20 protein-coding genes are annotated in these 21,118 nt (G+C 56.2%); 13 read left to right on the forward strand and 7 right to left on the reverse strand.

Annotated features, from left to right (window positions below; all coding sequences use genetic code 11):
- Positions 1-14: 14 nt before the first annotated feature.
- Positions 15-212, reverse strand: coding sequence for a hypothetical protein (locus tag ACXJGX_RS04540; protein WP_474779049.1), 198 nt, complete (start codon positions 210-212; stop codon positions 15-17).
- Positions 213-699: 487 nt separating this feature from the next.
- Here ACXJGX_RS04540 and ACXJGX_RS04545 point away from each other — a divergent pair, with 487 nt between their 5' ends.
- Both ACXJGX_RS04545 and ACXJGX_RS04550 read left to right on the forward strand, forming a co-directional pair.
- Positions 700-906 (forward strand): cold-shock protein, encoded by a 207-nt coding sequence (locus ACXJGX_RS04545; RefSeq protein WP_106357803.1) that lies wholly within the window; start codon positions 700-702, stop codon positions 904-906.
- A gap of 234 nt (positions 907-1,140) precedes the next feature.
- On the forward strand, positions 1,141-1,350 hold the full coding sequence (locus ACXJGX_RS04550) for a cold-shock protein (protein ID WP_474779051.1): 210 nt from the start codon (positions 1,141-1,143) through the stop codon (positions 1,348-1,350).
- 50 nt (positions 1,351-1,400) lie between these two features.
- On the opposite strand, the gene ACXJGX_RS04555 is transcribed toward ACXJGX_RS04550, so the two are convergent.
- Together ACXJGX_RS04555 and ACXJGX_RS04560 are read right to left on the reverse strand one after the other, a co-directional pair.
- Positions 1,401-1,604: a dodecin family protein gene (locus ACXJGX_RS04555; RefSeq protein ID WP_474779053.1), complete on the reverse strand. Its 204-nt coding sequence runs from the start codon at positions 1,602-1,604 to the stop codon at positions 1,401-1,403.
- Positions 1,605-1,650: 46 nt separating this feature from the next.
- Positions 1,651-2,334, reverse strand: a complete 684-nt coding sequence (locus tag ACXJGX_RS04560) for an arylesterase (RefSeq protein WP_474779200.1) — start codon at positions 2,332-2,334, stop codon at positions 1,651-1,653.
- Between ACXJGX_RS04560 and ACXJGX_RS04565 the strand changes: the two genes are divergently transcribed.
- Together ACXJGX_RS04565 and ACXJGX_RS04570 are read left to right on the forward strand one after the other, a co-directional pair.
- The gene (locus ACXJGX_RS04565) at positions 2,333-3,022 is read left to right on the forward strand and encodes an ABC transporter ATP-binding protein (protein WP_474779055.1); all 690 of its coding nucleotides are present in this window, start codon (positions 2,333-2,335) and stop codon (positions 3,020-3,022) included. The two genes, ACXJGX_RS04560 and ACXJGX_RS04565, sit on opposite strands and share 2 nt — an antisense overlap.
- A complete protein-coding gene (locus ACXJGX_RS04570) occupies positions 3,019-5,523 on the forward strand; it encodes an ABC transporter permease (RefSeq protein ID WP_474779057.1) in 2,505 nt (834 codons plus the stop codon). The genes ACXJGX_RS04565 and ACXJGX_RS04570 overlap by 4 nt, the downstream gene beginning before the upstream one ends.
- A gap of 160 nt (positions 5,524-5,683) precedes the next feature.
- On the opposite strand, the gene gltX is transcribed toward ACXJGX_RS04570, so the two are convergent.
- The 3 genes from gltX to ACXJGX_RS04585 all read right to left on the reverse strand — a co-directional run bounded on the left by gltX (position 5,684) and on the right by ACXJGX_RS04585 (position 9,397).
- The gene (gene gltX, locus ACXJGX_RS04575; protein WP_474779059.1) at positions 5,684-7,006 is read right to left on the reverse strand and encodes a glutamate--tRNA ligase; all 1,323 of its coding nucleotides are present in this window, start codon (positions 7,004-7,006) and stop codon (positions 5,684-5,686) included.
- 80 nt (positions 7,007-7,086) lie between these two features.
- The gene (locus ACXJGX_RS04580; protein ID WP_474779061.1) at positions 7,087-7,671 is read right to left on the reverse strand and encodes a 2OG-Fe(II) oxygenase; all 585 of its coding nucleotides are present in this window, start codon (positions 7,669-7,671) and stop codon (positions 7,087-7,089) included.
- Between the two features lie 64 nt (positions 7,672-7,735).
- Positions 7,736-9,397, reverse strand: a complete 1,662-nt coding sequence (locus ACXJGX_RS04585) for an NAD+ synthase (RefSeq protein ID WP_474779063.1) — start codon at positions 9,395-9,397, stop codon at positions 7,736-7,738.
- Positions 9,398-9,580: 183 nt separating this feature from the next.
- On the opposite strand from ACXJGX_RS04585, the gene ACXJGX_RS04590 reads away from it, so the two are divergent.
- Positions 9,581-10,966, forward strand: a complete 1,386-nt coding sequence (locus ACXJGX_RS04590; RefSeq protein WP_474779065.1) for an MORN repeat-containing protein — start codon at positions 9,581-9,583, stop codon at positions 10,964-10,966.
- Between the two features lie 144 nt (positions 10,967-11,110).
- On the opposite strand, the gene ACXJGX_RS04595 is transcribed toward ACXJGX_RS04590, so the two are convergent.
- A complete protein-coding gene (locus tag ACXJGX_RS04595) occupies positions 11,111-11,776 on the reverse strand; it encodes an SDR family NAD(P)-dependent oxidoreductase (RefSeq protein WP_474779067.1) in 666 nt (221 codons plus the stop codon).
- A gap of 272 nt (positions 11,777-12,048) precedes the next feature.
- Here ACXJGX_RS04595 and ACXJGX_RS04600 point away from each other — a divergent pair, with 272 nt between their 5' ends.
- The 8 genes from ACXJGX_RS04600 (at position 12,049) to ACXJGX_RS04635 (ending at position 21,096) form a co-directional block, all read left to right on the forward strand.
- Positions 12,049-13,605 carry a 2-isopropylmalate synthase gene (locus ACXJGX_RS04600; RefSeq protein ID WP_474779069.1) on the forward strand — a complete coding sequence of 519 codons (1,557 nt, stop codon included), beginning with the start codon at positions 12,049-12,051 and terminating at the stop codon, positions 13,603-13,605.
- 315 nt (positions 13,606-13,920) lie between these two features.
- Positions 13,921-14,958, forward strand: a complete 1,038-nt coding sequence (locus ACXJGX_RS04605; protein WP_474779071.1) for a rod shape-determining protein — start codon at positions 13,921-13,923, stop codon at positions 14,956-14,958.
- Between the two features lie 23 nt (positions 14,959-14,981).
- Positions 14,982-15,893: a rod shape-determining protein MreC gene (gene mreC, locus ACXJGX_RS04610; protein ID WP_474779073.1), complete on the forward strand. Its 912-nt coding sequence runs from the start codon at positions 14,982-14,984 to the stop codon at positions 15,891-15,893.
- A complete protein-coding gene (locus tag ACXJGX_RS04615) occupies positions 15,886-16,473 on the forward strand; it encodes a rod shape-determining protein MreD (protein ID WP_474779075.1) in 588 nt (195 codons plus the stop codon). The genes mreC and ACXJGX_RS04615 overlap by 8 nt, the downstream gene beginning before the upstream one ends.
- Positions 16,470-18,410 carry a penicillin-binding protein 2 gene (mrdA, locus tag ACXJGX_RS04620; protein WP_474779077.1) on the forward strand — a complete coding sequence of 647 codons (1,941 nt, stop codon included), beginning with the start codon at positions 16,470-16,472 and terminating at the stop codon, positions 18,408-18,410. The genes ACXJGX_RS04615 and mrdA overlap by 4 nt, the downstream gene beginning before the upstream one ends.
- Positions 18,407-19,546: a rod shape-determining protein RodA gene (gene rodA, locus ACXJGX_RS04625; RefSeq protein WP_474779079.1), complete on the forward strand. Its 1,140-nt coding sequence runs from the start codon at positions 18,407-18,409 to the stop codon at positions 19,544-19,546. Before mrdA ends, rodA begins: the two co-directional genes overlap by 4 nt.
- A complete protein-coding gene (locus ACXJGX_RS04630) occupies positions 19,546-20,478 on the forward strand; it encodes a 2-hydroxyacid dehydrogenase (protein ID WP_474779081.1) in 933 nt (310 codons plus the stop codon). The genes rodA and ACXJGX_RS04630 overlap by 1 nt, the downstream gene beginning before the upstream one ends.
- Positions 20,479-20,493: 15 nt before the next feature.
- On the forward strand, positions 20,494-21,096 hold the full coding sequence (locus ACXJGX_RS04635) for a DNA-3-methyladenine glycosylase I (RefSeq protein WP_474779083.1): 603 nt from the start codon (positions 20,494-20,496) through the stop codon (positions 21,094-21,096).
- Positions 21,097-21,118 lie beyond the last annotated feature (22 nt).

Genomic DNA, 21,118 nt, shown 5'->3' on the forward strand with positions numbered 1-21,118 from the left:
AAAAGTAAGCATAGTCAGTCATACCAACAACGCCACAAAGAAATGCGTGGCGCACCTGATGTTGCCTCTGGATCGGGCGGTGCCTCATCCAGCCTGTTCAGAGTTTTCATCTGCGTATAGATTGCCTCTTCCGTCTGCATCGCCTCGCCGAGCGTCATATAGGCCCAAAACCCCAGCATCCGGATGATCCGCGCCTGATACCCCGGCCTCATCGCCCGCTAGAATTTCCTGACGCTTTCATCCAGCCGCAGCGTGACCTACATTTTTTGATTCTGCGACGTCACGATCAGGTTCCAGCATGCGCCGCGGCAGCAGCACCCTGTCACGCAGATCCAGTGAAAGGTCAGACTACGCCCTATTTTTATCCATACAGGTCCCGCATCATTTTTTGAGAGTGATCCGAGCGGCTTTGAAAATCTGCCGCATAAGTTTCTTCTTATTGGTCAATATGATACACGTGCATTCACAGCCCGCAAACAACCTTGCGTTGACGTGCGCCGTAATGCCGAGATTTCGCCGACAAAAAAACGATCTGTCGATTTTGCTTGATTTTTTGTTTGTTTGACGTCAGATGGGTTTGGCAGACGTTATCCAACTCGACCACTGTTTTCCTATCCGGCTACAGTCTTTCGATCTTGCACTGACTAAGCCAAACCGTCGCAATTCTGCGGATGGTACTGATAAATAAAGGAAAACACGATGGCTACTGGCACCGTGAAATGGTTCAACACAACTAAAGGCTTCGGCTTTATCGCTCCCGATGGTGGTTCTAAGGACGTTTTCGTTCACATCTCCGCTGTTGAGCGTTCTGGCCTGACAGGTCTGCGCGATGATCAGAAAGTTACTTTCGACATCGAAGCTGGCCGTGACGGCCGCGAATCTGCGATCAACCTCGCACTCGCATAAGCTAATTCAAGATTATGGCGCGTACCTTGTACGCGCCATAATCTACAGGCAGTTACATGCCCACAAACATACAATCCCCCAAAATTCTTGATTTTGTTGCTGAATCTGGCATTCTGGATTCGCGACGTTGAATAATCGACCACTGTCCTCTTTTCGGCCCAGTCATTCGATCCAACTTTGACCGAGCCGATCCGCTGCATCCCGTGAGCGGAATAATTGAAGGAAGACAACGACATGGCATCAGGCACTGTCAAATGGTTCAATACCACAAAAGGTTACGGCTTTATCGCTCCCGATGGTGGATCAAAAGATATTTTTGTTCATATTTCGGCAGTTGAGCGTTCTGGGCTGACGGGTCTACGCGATGATCAAAAGGTCACTTTTGACATCGAAGCTGGCCGGGATGGTCGTGAAAGTGCAGTTAACCTGAATGTAACTGACTAAACTCAGAAACACGAAGCAAAATGGCGCCCTCGGGATGGGCGCCATTTTGTTCAGTCTTGAAGAACGAATGTGATTTTCAACACGACCCGGTATTCGCTGATTTGACCGTCCGAGACAGTCACTTTTTGATCCGAGACCCAAGCACCAGTGATCCCTTTTAAAGTTTTTGATGCGCGCCTCACACCGCTCTCGACGGCGTCTTCGAATGACTTTGTCGAGCTCGAGATGATCTCGGTGACCTTTGCAATAGACATAGCATTACCTCCCTTGGTTCACTGTTTCACGTGCATCCACGATAGGCTACTCTCCTTTTACGGCAAGTGCTAAGATCGCAGGCCCAAGGTCTTCTACAATTAAACGCACGCCCGCGGCATTTGGATGTAATCGGTCAGCTTGGAAAAACCTGGCCAGATCGTCGGGTGTCTGCGCCTTTGCGCGGATGCCCGCAAAAATATCTTCATAATACGAAATGTCGTATTTTGTGGCCAGCGCCGGGTACATTCCGTCAAATGCGTCTTTGTAATCAGGACCGTAGTTTGCGCCGACCTCCAACCCGACAAGCAGCATCTCGACGCCAGCGACGTGACCTGCGTCCAGTATCGCATCAAGGTTTTCCCGGCTTACCGCCGGATCAATGCCGCGCAGGTAATCATTGCCGCCAAGCGCGACGATCATCGCGTCCACATCTGGGGTCAACGTCCAATCGACGCGGCTGCGGCCGCCGGCCGTTGTATCACCGGACACGCCCGCATTGATCAGCCGGATATCGGCGCCCTGCGCATCCAACCAGGCCTGCATTTGCGGCACGAAACCATCGCTTTGTGGTAACCCGTAGCCCGCCGTCAAACTGTCACCCAATGCCGCAATCGTGACCGTCTGCGCCTGCGCGGCACTGGTTGTTAGGAAAACAGCGATAGTAAGGTTGCGCAGACCTGCACGCGCACCATATCCATCATATACTTCTTGACCAAAGGCCTTTTGAATGACCGATCCTGTGTTGAAAATTACCGACGTCAATCTTTCACTGAACGGAAATGCAGGGCAGGTTGCGATTTTACACGATGTTTCGCTCACTGTGACATCAGGCGAGACAGTGGGTCTTATCGGGCCTAGCGGGTCGGGCAAATCATCTCTCCTCATGCTGATGGGCGGGCTGGAACAGGCGACATCTGGCAGTATTCTTGCCCTTGGCCAAGAACTAACTGCCATGACCGAAGACCAACTGGCACGCTTTCGTAGGGATCATATGGGGGTGGTCTTCCAATCTTTCCACCTGATCCCCACGATGACAGCATTGGAAAACGTCGCGACCCCGCTGGAGCTGGCAGGTGTCAAAGATGCGTTTGCACGTGCAGAGGAAGAATTGCGCGCTGTGGGTCTGGGGGACAGGATCAACCATTACCCCAGCCAGATGTCAGGCGGCGAACAACAGCGCGTGGCCTTGGCCCGGGCATCTGCACCAAGGCCGCAAATCCTGCTGGCTGACGAACCTACAGGCAATTTGGACGAAACAAACGGGCAAGCGATCATGGATTTGCTGTTTGACCTGCGTGATCGGCATGGAGCGACATTGATTATGGTCACACACTCCAGCGAATTAGCGGCGCGATGTGATCGGGTTGTGCGCTTACGCGATGGTCGTGTTGATGTCACCGCACAGGTCGCCGCATGACGCTGCGTATCGCGTCCCGATTTGCGATGCGCGAACTGCGTGGCGGTTTGCGCGGGTTTCGCGTTTTTTTGGCCTGTCTTGCGTTAGGGGTGGCCGCAATTGCCGCCGTGGGCACAGTGCGCGCGGGGATCGAGGCAGGATTGAAACGCGATGGCGCGGCTTTACTGGGTGGCGATGCCGAAGTTGAATTCACCTACCGCTTTGCCCGCGACGCAGAACTTGAATGGCTTTACAGTATCGCGGACAAAATTTCCGCAACAGTCGAGTTCCGGTCGATGGCCGTCGTCGGTGAAGAGCGGGCGTTGACCCAAGTCCGTGCTGTTGACGATGCCTACCCGCTGATCGGCGATGTCGGATTGGATCCGCCGATGCCGATCGCGGCCGCCTTGGCAAACTATGGCGGCGTGATGGAGCGTGTCTTGGTGGATCGTATGGGGTTGAAACCCGGCGACACCTTTAAACTTGGCACCCAAGAATTTACTTTGCGTGCAGTCCTTGAGCACTATCCAGACAACGTTTCGGGCGGATTTGGATTGGGGCCACGGACCATCGTGCGCACAGACGCGCTGGCGCAATCGGGCCTCCTCACCGAGGGTACGCTCTTTTCGACCCAGTACCGGCTTGATCTTCCTGATGGCGCGTCGCTGGCAAACCTGGGCAACCGCGCACGCAACAAATTTGGGAACGACGGTTTGCGCTGGCGCGACAGTCGCCGCGGTGCCGGCGGAACAGCCATATTTATTGATCGGATCGGCGCCTTTCTGGTTCTTGTCGGGCTTTCTGGGCTTGCGGTCGGCGGCATCGGTGTGTCGTCCGCCGTAACCGCATATCTCGCGGGTAAAACCAACGTCATTGCGACACTCAAAACACTGGGCGCGACGCGGGCGATTATTTTCCAGACCTACTTTATCCAGGTGGGTATTCTGGCGTCGATCGGGATCGTCGCCGGACTGATTTTGGGCGCGGGCCTCCCGGTCCTTCTTGGCCCTTTGATCGCTACGCAATTGCCGATTCCGGCAATTTTTACCTTTTATAGCGCCCCGTTAGTCGAGGCAGCGGTTTATGGCGTGCTTGCCGCGCTCATCTTTACACTTTGGCCGTTAGCCAAGACCGAAGATATTCGTGCCGCCACCCTGTTTCGTGATGCATTATCGGCGGGGGGCGTGCTGCCACCGCGCAAATATATTGCGACTTTGATCGCGCTGGTCATTCTTTTGATTGCAGCGGCAATTTGGTTTTCCGGCACAGCATTGCTAACCCTTTGGACCGCCGGCGGAATCGCAAGCGCGTTGGGGATTTTGGTAGCTGCGGCGTGGATCATCCGCTGGATCGCCCGCCTGTTGCGGGTTCCTGCACGGGGCGACCCGGCCCTGCGATGGGCAGTCGGCGCCATCGGCACCAAGGGCAGCGATACAACGTCAGTTGTCTTGTCTCTCGGGCTTGGGCTTGCTGTGCTTGCGGCAGTGGGCCAAATTGACGGCAACCTGCGCAACTCATTTTCGGACGAATTACCGGCAGTTGCGCCCAGCTATTTCTTTGTTGATATCCAACCCGATCAAATTGACGGTTTTCAAGCACGGCTAGACAATGATCCCGCTGTCAGCCGGGTTGAGACTGCGCCGATGTTGCGCGGTATCATCACCCAAATCAACGGCGACTCTGCACAAAAAGTGGCGGGGGGCCATTGGGTCGTGCGCGGTGACCGTGGCATCACCTACGCAGACGCGCAGCCCAAAGGCACCGAAGTGACCGCCGGGCAATGGTGGCCCGAAGGCTACACGGGCCCGCCGCAAATCAGTTTCTCACAAGAAGAAGGGGCCGAGATGGGCCTGAAACTGGGCGACACAATGACGATCAGCGTTTTGGGCCGCGATATCACAGGGGAAATCACCAGTTTTCGCAATGTGAGCTGGGAAGACGCCGGGATCGGGTTTGTGCTTGCGCTGAACCAATCGGCGCTTGCGGGTGCGCCACACAGTTGGATCGCGACGGTATATGCCGAACCGCAAGCCGAGGCCGCGATCCTAAGAGACCTTGCGACCGCTTATCCCAACATCACCGCGATCAGGATCCGCGACGCGATTGATCAGGTGATCGAACTTTTCTCAGGGATCGCGGCGGCGACACGCTATGGCGCGTTGATGACGCTGTTAACAGGGTTCTTAGTGTTAATCGGCGCCGCGGCAGCCGGTGAACGCACGCGCACCTACGAGGCAGCGGTTTTGAAAACGCTCGGCGCATCGCGGCTAAGTATTTTGACGAGCTTTGCGCTGCGCGCAGGGCTTTTGGGTCTGTCTGCGGGCATTGTCGCCTTGGCTGCGGGGATTTTGGGCGGGTGGGCTGTGACCACATTTATCATGGACACAGGGTACAGTATTATCTGGGCAAACGCATTTTTGATCATTGGCGGTGGTATCGCTGCATCGGTGGCCGCTGGCCTTGGGTTTGCGTGGCGGTCACTGGGGGCGAAACCTGCATCTGTGCTGCGCGCACGCGAGTGACCGATCATGCATTCTGGTTATCCCCGCCCCGTTCACCGTGGGACGCACGATGATCGGGACGCTAGACCTGAAAATGTGATCGCACCTGTGCAAATCGCGCATTGGCAACCCCTTGGCGCCCACGCATCCCGCAATGTTGCTTGCACCTTTGGCGGTTGCTTTAATCCAGCTTTGGTTTGACCTGCAACAACGGCATCAGATCAGCCATTTCCGGACCACGTTCGCGCCCGGTCACCGCCTTGCGCAACGGCATGAATAGCCCACGTCCTTTACGGCCGGTTTCGGTTTTCACCAAATCGGTCCAATGGGCCCATGTTTCATGCGTGTAAGGTGGGTTATCGAGCAAAAAGAACGCCTGACTGATAAAGTCGCGATCTTCTTCTGCGACCAACGGTGTCGCACCATCGCGGAACAAGGTCCACCATGCGGCCACGTCATCCAGCGTATTGATGTTGTCGCGCACCAGCATCCAGAAAGGCGCAGCAATGGCGTCTGGCACACCAGCCGACGCTAAGACATCCGCGACATCGCCATGATCCAATGTTGCCAGATACCGCGCAGTCAGCGGACCAAGGTCAGCGGCGTCAAATTTCGTTGGCGCAGACCCGAATTTTGACAGATCAAAACCCGCGACAACCTCTTGGATGTTGGCGCGCAGTTCCACTGGTTCGGACGATCCAAGGCGGGCCATCAGTGACAGGACAGCCTGTGGCACAATCCCTGCCTTGCGCAAATCGCGCAGCGCCAACGTACCCAGCCGTTTCGACAGTGCCTCGCCTTGCGGTCCGGTCAGCAACGAGTGGTGAGCAAAGCGCGGAGGTGTACCACCCAGTGCTTGAATAATTTGAATTTGGGTGGCCGTATTCGTGACGTGGTCCGACCCACGTACAATATCGGTGATCCCCATTTCCACGTCATCCACAACGGACGCCAGTGTATAAAGAATTTGACCATCATTCTTGAACAAAACAGGGTCGCTGACAGACGCGGCATCGATCGAAATGTCGCCAATAATCCCATCGGCCCATTCGATCCGTTCGTGATCAAGCTTGAACCGCCAATGCGACCCGCGCTCGGCACGCAGCGCATCCTTTTCGCTCTCGCTCAGGGCCAGCGCCGCCCGGTCATAGACCGGCGGCTTGCCCATGTTCAGTTGCTTTTTGCGCTTCAGGTCAAGTTCGGTTGGCGTCTCAAAGCATTCATACAACCGTCCCATGTCGATCAGCTTTTGCTTTGCCATGGCATAGCGATCCATACGCAAGGACTGCCGTTCAAAACGATCCCATGTGATTCCAAGCCATGTCAGATCTTCTTTGACCCCCTCGACATACTCTTCCTTCGACCGCTCGCCGTCGGTGTCATCGATCCGCAGGACAAACTGCCCCCCATTTTGGCGTGCAATCGCATAGTTAAACAGCGCCGCACGTAGGTTGCCAATGTGCAGCCAGCCAGTGGGTGATGGGGCAAATCTGGTGATGGTCATATCGGGTTCTCCTGTTGACATCGCCTTGTCACACCGGGTGCGATTTGTCTACCGCTGGCTATGGATTGGACGCGCGCAATCTATCGGAACGCGGGTCCATGTGCCCAAATCGTCAGTGAACGCCGCAATCCGCGTGTCACCGGCGTGACGCGGTGCAGCACATAGCTTGGAAAAACAGTGACGCTGCCACGTTCTGATTTTGCAACAAGCACCTGCGCGGATGGCATCAATTCCAAACGTCCGCCATCATAGTCGTCCGGACTAGACAGTTGCGCGACCATCGTCAGTTTGCGCTGGCTCGCCAAGGCCCCGTCGCCAATGTCCGCGTGCCAGTCAAAATGCCCCTCACGGTCGGCATCGTAACTGGCGATTTGCGGGCTTTCATGAAAGGCGGTCAAATCAAAGGAAAATGTGCGATTTGCCGCGCGCACGATATCGATGATCTGTGCCATGACCCACCCTTGACCCGGTACATCATCCACCCAAACCAGATCAGCGCGGCGCATATTATGATCGCGATTGTTCCCAACCAGCTTTGCGTCTTGCGACGTTGCTGATTGGGCGATGACCGTCAAACGGTCGCATTGGCCGGACGAAAAGCCGTCGGCCATTGTGAAATGTGTCAGCAAAGAAGAATGCACCTTATGATCCGTTTTGCTGATCATAAGTCCACCGCGTCACAGCTGCGCACACGCGCGCGACAGTTCTGTCGCTTACGTGCTTTGCAGGTCAGCTATTGTCACGCCAACGGTTCACAATCGGATAGCGCCGGTCAAGCCAGAATGCCCTATTCGACAGGCGCGGACCTGGCGCGGATTGGAACCGTTTATATTCACTGATGTAGATCAGGTGCTCTACGCGCTTGACGATATCGCGGTCGTAACCGGCCGCCACACAGTCGGCCACCGACGCCTCTTTATCCACCAGCATCGTCAGAATGCCGTCCAGAATATCGTAAGGCGGCAAGCTGTCCTCGTCTTTTTGGTCAGGACGCAATTCAGCTGATGGCGGTTTGTCGATAATCGCGACCGGGATCACTTCGCCCGCGGGCCCCTGCATCCAATCGCGGTGGTTGGCATTCCGCCAGCGACAGGTTTCAAAGACGCGCGTTTTATACATGTCTTTGATCGGGTTATATCCACCCGCCATATCGCCATAGATCGTCGCGTACCCCACTGCGACCTCGGATTTATTGCCGGTTGTCAGCAGCATTTCACCGAATTTATTCGATTGCGCCATCAACAGAACGCCGCGCAGGCGCGACTGAATATTTTCTTCGGTCAAATCCGCCGGCAAATCGCCAAATAATGGCGCAAGCGCTTCGGTCACGGCGGCGCGCGGTCCCGCGATGCTGACTGTATCATATTTCACGCCCAGCGCCTTTGCAGCCGCCGCCGCATCATCCAGCGATGCCTGCGATGTGTACTCCGAAGGGAGCATAACGCAGCGCACATTTTGTGGACCCAGCGCATCTGTGGCAATCGCCGCCACGATTGCACTGTCGACACCGCCAGACAGACCCAGCAGCACCTTTTTGAAACCCGTCTTGCGCATATAGTCTCGCAAGGATTCAACCATCACCCGATAGTCCTGCGCGATATCATCGGGCAGGGTCGCCAATGGACCTGGCACTGCCTCCCATCCGTCATCCGTTTGGCGAAAATCCACATGGGCAATCGCGCTATCAAACACAGGCATTTGCAGCGCCAACTGTCCGCCCCGGTTCAACACAAACGATCCACCATCAAACATCTGGTCGTCTTGCCCGCCGACCATATTCACATAGACCAGCGGCACGTTGTTTTCGACAACACGCGCCACCATGGTCTGCATGCGGATCGGAAACTTGTTGCGAAAATAAGGGGACCCGTTGGGCACGATCAAAATCTCGGCACCTGTTTCGACCATCGCCTCGGCCACATCTGGGTACCACGCATCCTCGCAGATGGGGCTTCCGATGCGCGGACCAACGCCTGTCGAATATGGACCGGAAATATCACTGCTTTTGAACAGCCTGACTTCGTCAAACACGTTGAAATTCGGCAGGAAATGCTTGCGCATCGTCGCGACAATTTTCCCGCCTTGTAAAATGAAATAGGCGTTAAACAAACGGCCGTTTTCAAACAGCGGGCCACCAATCGCCAAAGCAGGGCCATCCGCGCAATCAGCCGCCAACGCAAGGATATGCACCATTGCGTCCGCAACAAAGGCGGGCTTATGCACCAGGTCTTGGGTTTGATAGCCCGTAATAAACATTTCAGGCAACGCGACGATATTTGCATCTGCGTCCCGTCCTTGCGCCCAAGCGTCCCGCGCAAGCTGCGCATTGCCGGACAGGTCGCCAACGGCAGGATTCAGCTGAGCCAGTGTCACGCGATACAGTTTCGTCATAGTTTTGTCCTATTTTCTCGCAATGCATGTAGCAGAAAGACACGGATTTGAAAGGCACCTCCATGATTAATGGAAGCGCCCATCATCGTTAACCGTTGTCAGGGTGCAGCGCCTTACATAAGCTGCGTGGGCGAGGAAGTGATCGGAGTATTACGAATGAAGACGTTTGGATTATCACAAGGGATGGCAATCGCCCTACTGACGGTTGGGCTGACCAGTGGCGCCTTTGCGCAAACAGTCCAGACAAAGCAATACGACGATGGCGGCGTATACGAAGGTGAATTCCTTGATGGAAAGCAGCACGGTACGGGCACCTACACGCTTCCCAATGGGTATGAATACACCGGCGAATGGGTAAATGGTGAAATTCGCGGGCAGGGTGTTGCGCGGTTTCCCAACGGATCTGTCTACGAAGGCACATTTGCCGCCGGCAAGCCCGAAGGTCTGGGCCGAATCACTTTTGCGGACGGTGGCACATTCGAAGGTGACTGGGTGGATGGCAACATCACCGGACAAGGCGTGGCGAATTATGCCAACGGCGTAACCTACGAAGGCCAATTCCGGAACGCGATGCATCATGGTTCTGGCACGATGACCAGCCCCGGTGGCTACGAATACGCAGGTGACTGGGTGAACGGCGTAAAAGAAGGGACAGGCCGGATCGCCTATCCTGACGGCGCCGTGTACGAAGGCACGCTGAAAGCAGGCGAACGCGATGGCACCGGTACGCTGACGATGGCTGACGGTCTTGTCTACAGCGGCGATTGGCTTGATGGCGCGATCCAGGGACGCGGCACCCTGTCGCAACCCAACGGCGATATCTATGAAGGCGACCTTGTCGCTGGCAAGCGCGAAGGCGAAGGGTCCGTAACATACGCCAACGGCGACACATACGTTGGCACCTTTGCAAATGACCGTCGCGACGGCACCGGCACCTTCCGTGGGACTGATGGCTATATCTATGCGGGCGACTGGGACAGCGGCCAAATTCAAGGAAACGGCGAAGTGACCTATCCTGATGGGTCGGTCTACGTCGGGTCTTTTGTCGCTGATCTGGCGGATGGCGTTGGTAAAATTACATACCCTGACGGATCCACCTATGAAGGTGACTGGGACAATGGCGTCATCAACGGCACAGGCGTTGCAACTTACGTCAACGGTCTGGTTTACGAGGGCGAATTCCTCAATGCCAAAAACCACGGTCAAGGCAAAATGACCTATGCTGACGGCTACTCTTACGAAGGGCAGTGGTCCGAAGGTCAGCGAAACGGTTTAGGGCGCGCGACCTATGCTGACGGCACGGTTTACACCGGTGAATTCGTAAATGGCCAACGGCATGGCAAAGGTGAAATCACCCTGCCTGACGGTTTCAACTACATCGGCGACTGGGCTGAGGGCGAAATCAACGGACAGGGGCTGGCCACATACGCAAATGGCGATGCCTATGAGGGCGCGTTTGTCCGCGGCCGCCGCGAAGGCGAAGGCACCATGCGTTACGCAACCGGCCAAGAAAGCACCGGCACTTGGTCGGACGGCGCGTTTGTGGCGGAAACAACGGCAGACAACTGATCAGCACTCTTTTTAAAAACGGCTGCGATAGGAATATCGCAGCCGTTTTTTGTTGCCTCGCACGCGGCGCCCCGCCCAATCAGCCCCAGCTTGCTGTCCTGATTGGTAGATCAATACGACTAGCCGCGATGCACAAATCACGAATTACCAAGGGATTTCCCGCGACGCATAATCGTAAAAGCCGCCAGACTGTGCGGGCAAAAGGCCGTCAATCACGCACAACAGGTTCGCGGCGGCTTCTGGTGCCGACACTGTTTTATGCCGACCTACATATTCTGCCGTAAAAGGTGTTGCGACCGTGCCCGGATGTAGCGCGACACAAACGGCCTGCTTATGTGACCGGCCCAGCTCGATCGCGGCGCCATGCACGATCTGGTTTAACGCGGCCTTAGAGGCGCGATACGCATACCAACCACCAATTTTGTTATCACCAATCGACCCCACCCGCGCCGACAGCACCGCAATCACGCCGCGTCTTTCTTTGGTCAACAGGCGCGACGCCTCTCGCAATACCAGCGCCGGGCCAATCGCATTCACGGCGAACACCTGTGCCATCGCCCCCGCAGTGATCGCCGCAAGACTCTTTTCCGGCGACCCACCCTCAGGCGCCAAGACCCCTAAGGCCACAAAAATCAATTCAAACGGGCCGCTCAGTTCAGCCAACATTTTGGCGGCCATCTCTGGTTCCGCCACATCAAATCCGTTGCTGCTGCGCGATAGACACGTCACGCCAACGCCACGCGCTTCCAGCGCCTGAACCACATGCGCGCCGATGCCACCCGACGCCCCAATCACTAATGCGTTTTTCATAGCGCATAATTAGCGCCAAGGTCTGCAACGACCACCCCTGCCCTCGCTTTGTCCTAAAATACTCCCGCGCGGAGCGCATTTGCGACTTTTCAACCGCCGAAACACTTGTATAGTCACCGCATGAATAGCCGCGCACATATCCCCTCCTCCGCCCTTCGTGGGCGCATTGCGCTTGGCCTTCTACTCCTTAGTCGCCTCTGAGCGTGCCATTTGGCGCGACCGCTCAGAGGGAACAGCGCCGCTTCACAGCTAAGGACACAGGAATTCAGAATATGACCAAAGATACCGTTTTAATCTTCGACACGACCTTGCGTGACGGCGAACAGTCGCCCGGCGCAACCATGACCCACGCTGAAAAGCTGGAAATCGCAGAACTGCTGGACGAAATGGGCGTCGATATTATCGAAGCGGGCTTTCCAATTGCATCAGAGGGCGACTTTCGTGCGGTCAGCGAGATTGCGAAGCGGGCGAAAAGAGCGACAATTTGCGGCCTCGCACGCGCCAACTACAAAGACATCGACCGCTGCTGGGAAGCCGTGAAATACGCCAAATCACCACGCATCCACACGTTCATTGGCACCTCACCGTTCCACCGCGCCATTCCAAATCTGACGATGGATGAAATGGCCGAACGTATTCACGACACTGTCACCCATGCGCGCAACCTGTGTGACAACGTGCAGTGGTCGCCCATGGACGCGACGCGCACGGAATGGGATTATCTCTGCCGCACTGTCGAAATCGCGATCAAGGCCGGCGCGACAACCATCAACGTTCCCGACACCGTAGGGTATACCGCACCCGTCGAAAGCGCCGATTTGATCCGCAATCTGATTGCGACTGTACCCGGCGCGGACGCCGTGATTTTTGCAACCCACTGCCACAACGATCTGGGGATGGCGACAGCCAACTCTTTGGCCGCGGTTGCGGGGGGCGCGCGCCAGATTGAATGCACCATTAATGGCTTGGGCGAACGTGCTGGCAATACCGCCCTCGAAGAGGTGGTGATGGCCCTGAAGGTCCGCGGCGATATCATGCCGTTTGAAACGGGTATTGATACAACCAAGATCATGAATATTTCGCGGCGGGTTGCTGCCGTGTCCGGCTTTGCCGTGCAGTTCAACAAAGCGATCGTTGGTAAAAACGCTTTTGCCCACGAAAGCGGCATCCACCAGGACGGGATGTTAAAGAACGCAGAAACGTTCGAGATCATGCGCCCTGCAGACGTGGGCCTGTCTGGCACATCCCTGCCTTTGGGAAAACATTCCGGACGCGCTGCCTTGCGCGCAAAGTTGACCGAATTGGGTTTTGATCTGGCCGATAACCAATTGAACGACGTCTTCGTGCGGTTCAAGGATTTGGCCGACCGCAAGAAAGAAGTCTTTGACGACGACTTGATTGCCCTGCTGCATCAGAACGACGCCGAAGAGGATCGCCTGAAACTCAAATCACTGCGTGTTGTGTGTGGAACCGAAGGCCCGCAAACAGCAGACATGGTGATGGAAATTGACGGGACTGATGTCACGACATCAGCCACGGGTGATGGTCCCGTGGATGCCACGTTCAACGCGGTCAAGGAACTGTTTCCGCATGGCGCCCGCCTGCAATTATATCAGGTCAGCGCAGTCACCGAAGGCACTGATGCGCAGGCAACCGTATCGGTGCGCATGGAAGAAGACGGGCGTATTGCGACCGGCCAATCTGCGGACACCGATACTGTCGTGGCCAGCGCAAAGGCCTATATCAACGCCTTGAACCGCCTGATCGTCCGTCGCGAAAAATCCGCTCCCGGACACGACGTAAAAGGCGTGAGCTACAAGGACAGCTGACACGCAACGCGACTCAGTTCGAACGGGCGCCCCATATCGTAGGGGCGCCCGTTTCGTTTTGGCATTACGCGAAATTTGGCTCATCGCACATTTAGTCAAAGCCGGCAGAACGCTAAATGTTTGAAATATGACTTTTTTCACGCCTAGGCCCGAACTTTTGCGGACCAAATGTTCGAAAAATGATAGTTGATATTGATGACTTTATCGTTTGAATGAAGGGCTTCTATCCCGCCGATAGCCACTCTATAACCTATGAAACGACGCGTTGGGGCACGGCGCAGGCAAACTCACACATTCGGAACGGAAGACCACGGCATGGTAAGCTTCGGCGGTTTATTTTCATCAGATATGGCGATTGATTTGGGAACAGCGAATACGCTGATCTACGTCAAGGGAAAGGGCATCGTGTTGTCCGAACCTTCGGTGGTTGCCTATCACGTCAAAGACGGCGTCAAAAAGGTTCTCGCGGTTGGTGAGGATGCAAAGCTGATGTTGGGGCGTACCCCCGGCAGCATCGAGGCCATTCGTCCGATGCGCGACGGTGTGATTGCCGACTTTGACGTCGCCGAAGAGATGATCAAACATTTCATCCGCAAGGTGCATCGCCGGTCTTCATTTTCCAAACCAAAGATCATTGTCTGCGTTCCGCACGGCGCAACACCCGTTGAAAAACGCGCGATCCGTCAGTCGGTGCTGTCGGCGGGCGCGCGTCGCGCCGGCTTGATTGCCGAACCCATTGCTGCGGCCATCGGTGCGGGTATGCCCATCACCGACCCGACAGGAAACATGGTTGTCGATATCGGCGGCGGCACAACCGAAGTTGCGGTATTGTCGCTGGGTGACATCGTTTATGCGCGCTCTGTGCGTGTCGGTGGCGACCGGATGGATGAGGCAATCATCAACTACCTGCGCCGCCAGCATAACCTGCTGATCGGTGAATCGACAGCGGAACGGATCAAGACGTCGATCGGGACCGCGCGGATGCCAGATGACGGCCGCGGTCAAACCATGCAAATTCGCGGTCGCGATCTGCTCAATGGCGTCCCGAAAGAAACCGAAATCACCCAAGCCCAAGTCGCCGAAGCCTTGGCAGAACCTGTGCAGCAAATTTGCGAAGCCGTGATGACCGCGCTTGAAGCCACACCGCCGGATCTGGCCGCAGACATCGTTGACCGCGGCGTGATGCTGACAGGCGGTGGCGCGTTGCTTGGTCAGCTTGATCTGGCATTGCGTGAACAGACCGGCCTTGCCATTTCGGTCGCGGACGAGTCGCTGAATTGTGTGGCCTTAGGAACGGGCCGTGCGCTGGAATATGAAAAACAGCTGCGACACGTCATCGATTACGACAGCTAACAACAGACCGGGGATAGCCGCCCTTGGCACGTGACAAGAACACCGAAGACTTTGTTACCCCGGTCCGCAGATTGCTGGTCGGGGTATTGCTGTTGGGTTTGTTCGGTCTGTTTCTGATCTGGCGGATCGACAGTCCGCGGGTTGAACGGTTTCGATCCGCAGTGACCGACAAAGTCGTACCCTCCTTTGACTGGGTCGCCACCCCGATAAACGGCATCGCAAATCTGATCAGCGACTTTCAAAGCTATCAACAGTTGGTTGCCCAGAACCAGGACTTGCGGCGCGAACTGCAACAGATGAAGGCCTGGAAAGAGGCCGCCGTACAGCTAGAGCAAGAAAACGCCAAACTTCTTGACCTGAACAATGTCAGCTTGGACCCGCAGCTGACTGTCGTCACCGGCGTTGTGATTGCCGACAGCGGGTCGCCGTTTCGGCAGTCGGTGCTGGTCAATGTCGGTGCGCGCGACGGAATTATTGATGGCTGGCCAACAATGGACGGGATCGGTCTTGTTGGTCGGATTGCCGGTGTCGGCCAAGAAACAAGCCGTGTGATGCTGTTGACCGATACGTCGAGCAGGATACCGGTGACCATCCAGCCATCCGGTCAAAAGGCCATTTTGGCTGGCGACAACACTTTGAATCCGCCGCTTGAATTTCTGGAGGATACCGCGCTGATCCGTCCGGGCGACCGTGTCGTATCATCGGGTGACGGTGGCGTATTTCCCGCCGATCTGCTGGTGGGTCAGGTGGCGTTGGGCACGGATCAACGGTTGCGTGTGCGCTTGTCTGCAGACTATCAGCGCCTTGAATTTTTGCGGGTCCTGCGCGCGCAACCTCACGAAACAATTACGGACCCCGGTGGTTTGCTGACACCCGAGGCCGAATTTTTCGGCCCCGCAGCCCTTCCCACGACAACGGTGCCTGCCGATGGCTAATCCGGTTGACGCACGCACGTGGGTCAACCGCGGCGCCTTCGTCGTGCTTGCGACGATCATCATGATCGTACAACTCGTCCCACAAAGCATGGCACCAACCATCTTTCAAATCCGGTTTCCCGGGGGAATAGCGGGCCCTTGGGACGTCAAAGTCATTTTCCCTGACATATTGCTGGCGGTCACCCTTGTCTGGGTCGCGCGCCGGCCAAAATATCTGCCCGTCTGGATCATCGCCCTGATTTTCCTGGTTTGCGATCTGGTCTTTCAACGTCCACCCGGTCTTTGGGCGGGGTTCGTCGTTTTGTTGACAGAAAGCCTGCGCAAACGCAGCCGCGAATTCCGAAGCCTGCCATTTTTGGCCGAATGGGGGACTGTTGCGCTGGGTGTCATCATCATCACGCTCGCAAATCGCTTTGTACTTGCCATCGTGGTGACGCCATTGGCGCCATTGGGTCTGACCTTGGTTCAAATGATTTTGACTATCGCGGTCTATCCTTTGGTGGCCCTTGTGGCGCATTATCTTTTTGGCGTCAGCAAGGCAGCACCGGGCGAAATTGGCAGTAGAGGGCAACCGATATGAAACGGCCACCAAAAGATGTGATGGAAAGCGCACGTACGATCAGCCGCCGTGCGCTGGTCGTTGGCGCCACACAGCTGGGCATCATGGGCATTCTGGGCTGGCGCATGCGGTCGATGCAAGTCGAGCACGCCGACGAATTTCGCCTGCTTGCCGAAGAAAACCGGATCAACATTCGCCTGCTTCCGCCTTCACGCGGGCTGATCTTTGACCGAAATGGTGTTGCGATTGCCGCCAACGAGCAAAACTATCGGGTCATCATGGTCCGCGAGGACGCCGGTGACGTCGGTGAAGTCTTGGCGCGTCTCACGCAGATCGTTGATATCGCCCCCGCGGACCTGACCCGCGCGATGGAAGAAATGCGGCGCCGGTCGCCGTTCGTACCCGTGACGATTGCAGATCGTTTAACATGGGATGATGTTGCAAAAATCAACCTCAACACCCCCGCCTTGCCCGGGATTCAGGCCGAAGTCGGGCTGAGCCGGGTTTACCCTTGGGGCGCTGATCTGGCGCATGTCGTGGGGTATGTTGGCCCTGTCAGCGATTATGACCTTAGCCGGATCGAGGATCAGGACCCCCTGTTGCAAATCCCCAAATTCCAGATCGGCAAGTCAGGCGCCGAAAATAAACTCGAGTCGCTCTTGCGTGGCAGCGCAGGTCATCGCCGCATCGAAGTGAATGCCGTTGGCCGCGTCATGCGCGAACTGGACCGCCAGGAAGGCACGCCAGGCAAAGACGTACAGTTGACGATCGACAATCGATTACAGACATACGTTCAAGCCAGAATTGAAGGCGAATCCGCCGGTGTGGTTGTGATTGATTTGGAAAACGGCGATCTGCGCGCAATCGCTTCTGCACCATCGTTTGACCCAAACCTGTTTGTGCGCGGAATTTCAAACACCGATTGGGACGCCCTGAACGCAGATAAATACCGCCCTCTGGCGGCAAAGGCCGTGCAGGGCACCTATCCGCCCGGATCAACCTTCAAGATGGTGACAGCACTGGCCGCGATGGAAGCAGGCGTGATCTCTGCGGACGAAACCGTTTATTGCCCGGGTTACACCGATGTCTATGGCATCCGTTTTCACTGTTGGAAATCGGGCGGCCATGGCAACATCGACCTGCACGACAGCCTGAAGCAAAGCTGCGACTGCTATTATTACGAGGTCGCGCAGCGGGTTGGCATCGATAAAATTGCGGAAATGGCGCGCAAGCTGGGGATCGGTGTGCGGCACGATTTGCCGATTTCGGCAGTGGCGTCAGGGCTGGCCCCTGACAAAGACTGGAAAACCACGACACGTGGCGAAGACTGGCGCATCGGTGACACCGTCAACGCATCAATCGGGCAAGGCTACGTTCTGGCGTCCCCCCTGCAATTGGCGATCATGACCGCACGACTTGCGTCAGGTCACGACATTACGCCGCGTTTGGTCAGGCTGGTTGACGGGGTTGAACAGCCCAGTGGCCGTGGCGAAAGTCTGGGGATTAACGAAAACAGTCTCCGCCGGATCCGCGCCGCAATGAACGACGTCTGCAACAGCAACCGTGGCACTGCCTATGGCGCGCGGATTTTGACAGACGGTTATAAAATGGCTGGCAAAAGTGGCACCAGTCAGGTGCGCCGGATCACCGCAGAAGAACGTGCAAATGGGGTGACAAGCAATGATGACCTACCTTGGGAGCGTCGCGATCATGCGCTTTTTGTCAGCTTTGCACCGGTTGATAACCCGCGGTATGCAGTTGCCGTTATCGTTGAACATGGCGGCGGTGGCTCCAGCACCGCAGCCCCCATCGCGCGCGACGTGATCTTGCAAGCCCAATACGGCGGGGCGCCACCGCTGGATGCGTATCCCGCCAACGTGCGTGACAAGATCGACGAACAGCAGCGCCGCATCGAAAACCGCTTGCCGGCTGGTGCAAAGACGCGAAGTCGCGCATGAGCTACCTTGCCCATAACACAAAATACGTTCCCACCGGCATCCGTAAGGTTCTGTACCTGAATTGGCCGCTGATCATGCTGCTATCTGCGGTGTCATGCGCGGGCTTTTTGATGCTTTATTCCGTCGCCGGTGGTTCCACGTCCCCATGGATGGAGCCGCAGCTCAAGCGGTTTTCCCTCGGCATGATCTTGATGGTCATGATTGGCATGGTGCCGATCTGGTTTTGGCGAAACATGGCGTTTACTGCTTACTTTATGTCCCTGTTACTGCTGTTGGGCGTCGAGTTTTTTGGTGAGGTCCGCATGGGGGCACAGCGTTGGATCGACCTGGGGTTTATCGTTCTACAACCCTCCGAGTTGTGCAAAATCACAGTCGTGATGTTCATCGCCGCCTATTATGACTGGCTACCTCTTGAAAAAACGTCGCGACCGCTGTGGGTACTGCTACCGGTTATTTTTATTGTTGTTCCGACGGTGCTTGTGTTGAAACAACCCGATCTCGGGACTGCGCTGCTTTTGCTGACGGGTGGGGCGACGGTCATGTTTTTGGCCGGTGTACACTGGGCGTATTTCGCAACCGTGGCCGCTGCAGGCATCGGCGCAATTTTCGCCGTCTTTGAAAGCAGGGGGACATCCTGGCAGTTGATCCAGGACTATCAATACCGCCGGATCGACACTTTCTTAGATCCATCAAACGAGCCTCTTGGCGCGGGCTATCACATCACCCAAGCCAAGATCGCGTTGGGATCGGGGGGCTGGACCGGACGCGGGTTCATGCAAGGCACACAGTCTCGTCTGAATTTCCTACCCGAAAAGCATACTGATTTTATCTTTACGACGCTCGCAGAAGAGTTCGGATTCGTCGGGGCATCGACCTTGCTGGTGCTTTACTTGCTGATTGTGGTGTTCTGCATCGCATCGGCGATCAGCAATCGCGACCGGTTCGCGTCTTTGCTGACACTGGGCATTGCGATGACTTTCTTTTTGTTCTTCGCCGTCAATATGGCGATGGTGATGGGACTTGCCCCCGTTGTTGGTGTCCCGCTACCGCTTGTAAGCTATGGCGGGTCTGCGATGATTGTTCTTCTGACCGCCTTTGGACTTATCCAAAGCGCCCATGTCCATAGGCCGCGCTAATGATAAACGTACTTTTTTCCGCCAAGCAGGACGCTTGGGACGCCTACCGTACACCACTTACCCACGCCTTTGCGGCAACGGGATTAGACATCAACCTGTCGCGCGACCACGTGCCTGCGGATGTTGATTATATCGTAATGGCGCCCAACGGACCGGTGACCGATTTCCTTCCTTTTACCCGCACAAAGGCAGTGCTGAACCTTTGGGCCGGGGTAGAGGGGATTGTGGGGAACCAAACGCTGACACAGCCACTGTGCCGGATGATTGACCCCAGCCTGACCAACGGCATGATCGAATGGGTTGTGGGGCATACCTTGCGACATCATTTGGGCATGGATGCACATATTTTCGGTCAAGACGGTGTTTGGCGCAACGATATCTATCCGCCAATCGCCGCCAATCGCCCGGTGACCATTTTGGGGTTGGGTGAATTGGGTGCGTCCTGCGGGCAAGCGCTCCATCATTTGGGATTTCCAGTGACAGGTTGGAGCAGATCACCAAAGGATCATGCAGATATCACCTGCCTGCACGGCGACGATGGCCTGACTGAGGCATTAAGTGGTGCGCAGTTCCTGATTCTACTATTGCCACTGACTGCGCAGACCGAAAGCATTCTGAATGCCGACCGTCTGTCTCTTTTGGCGACGGGGGCGTTTGTGATCAACCCCGGCCGTGGGGCGCTCATTGACGACACAGCGCTTTTGGCCGCCCTCGGTACAGGTCAGGTGGCGCATGCGACACTGGACGTCTTTCGGACAGAGCCACTGCCCACTGATCACCCGTACTGGGCGCACCCACACGTCACCGTCACACCGCATATCGCGGCCACCACACGGCCAGAAACCGCATCGCAAGTCATCGCCGACAATATCGCACGCGGCGAGGCAGAACAGCCGTTTTTGCACCGCGTTGATCGTGCGCGCGGCTATTGAAAAAAGCAGACACCTATGACCAACACCACCCGTGGACCCGATGGATTGCCACGCTGCGGCTGGTGCGTAGCGGCACCCGCGTTTGTTGACTATCATGATCATGAATGGGGCTATCCGGTTTCCGACGATATTCGCCTGTTCGAAAAAATTTGTCTCGAGAGCTTTCAATCTGGCCTTAGCTGGCGAACAATATTGGCCAAACGCGAAAACTTTCGCGCGGCTTTTGCTGGATTCGACTATCGGCAAGTCGCAAAGTTCGATGAAACTGACGTGGACCGCCTTTTGACGAACGCGGGGATCATTCGTCACCGCGGGAAAATTTCTGCTGTGATCAACAACGCCCGGCGCTGCTGTGACCTTGTTGCGGACTATGGATCATTGGCGGCGTATGTCTGGCAGTTCGAGGAAACCGAAACCGCCACACCGCAGACACGCACCACGTCGTTACAGTCGGTCGCCATGTCAAAAGACCTAAAAAAACGCGGCTGGAAATTCGTGGGCCCCACAACCGTCTTTGCGTTTATGCAAGCGATGGGCCTACTGAATGACCACGCCGAAACCTGCGCGCTGCGGGCCAAAGCGACCGCCGCACGCCGGGCCTTCAGCCCACCCGCATGAGTGTAGCGGCTTTTCGCCGATG

The organism is Yoonia sp. SWMV100 (assembly GCF_056108365.1).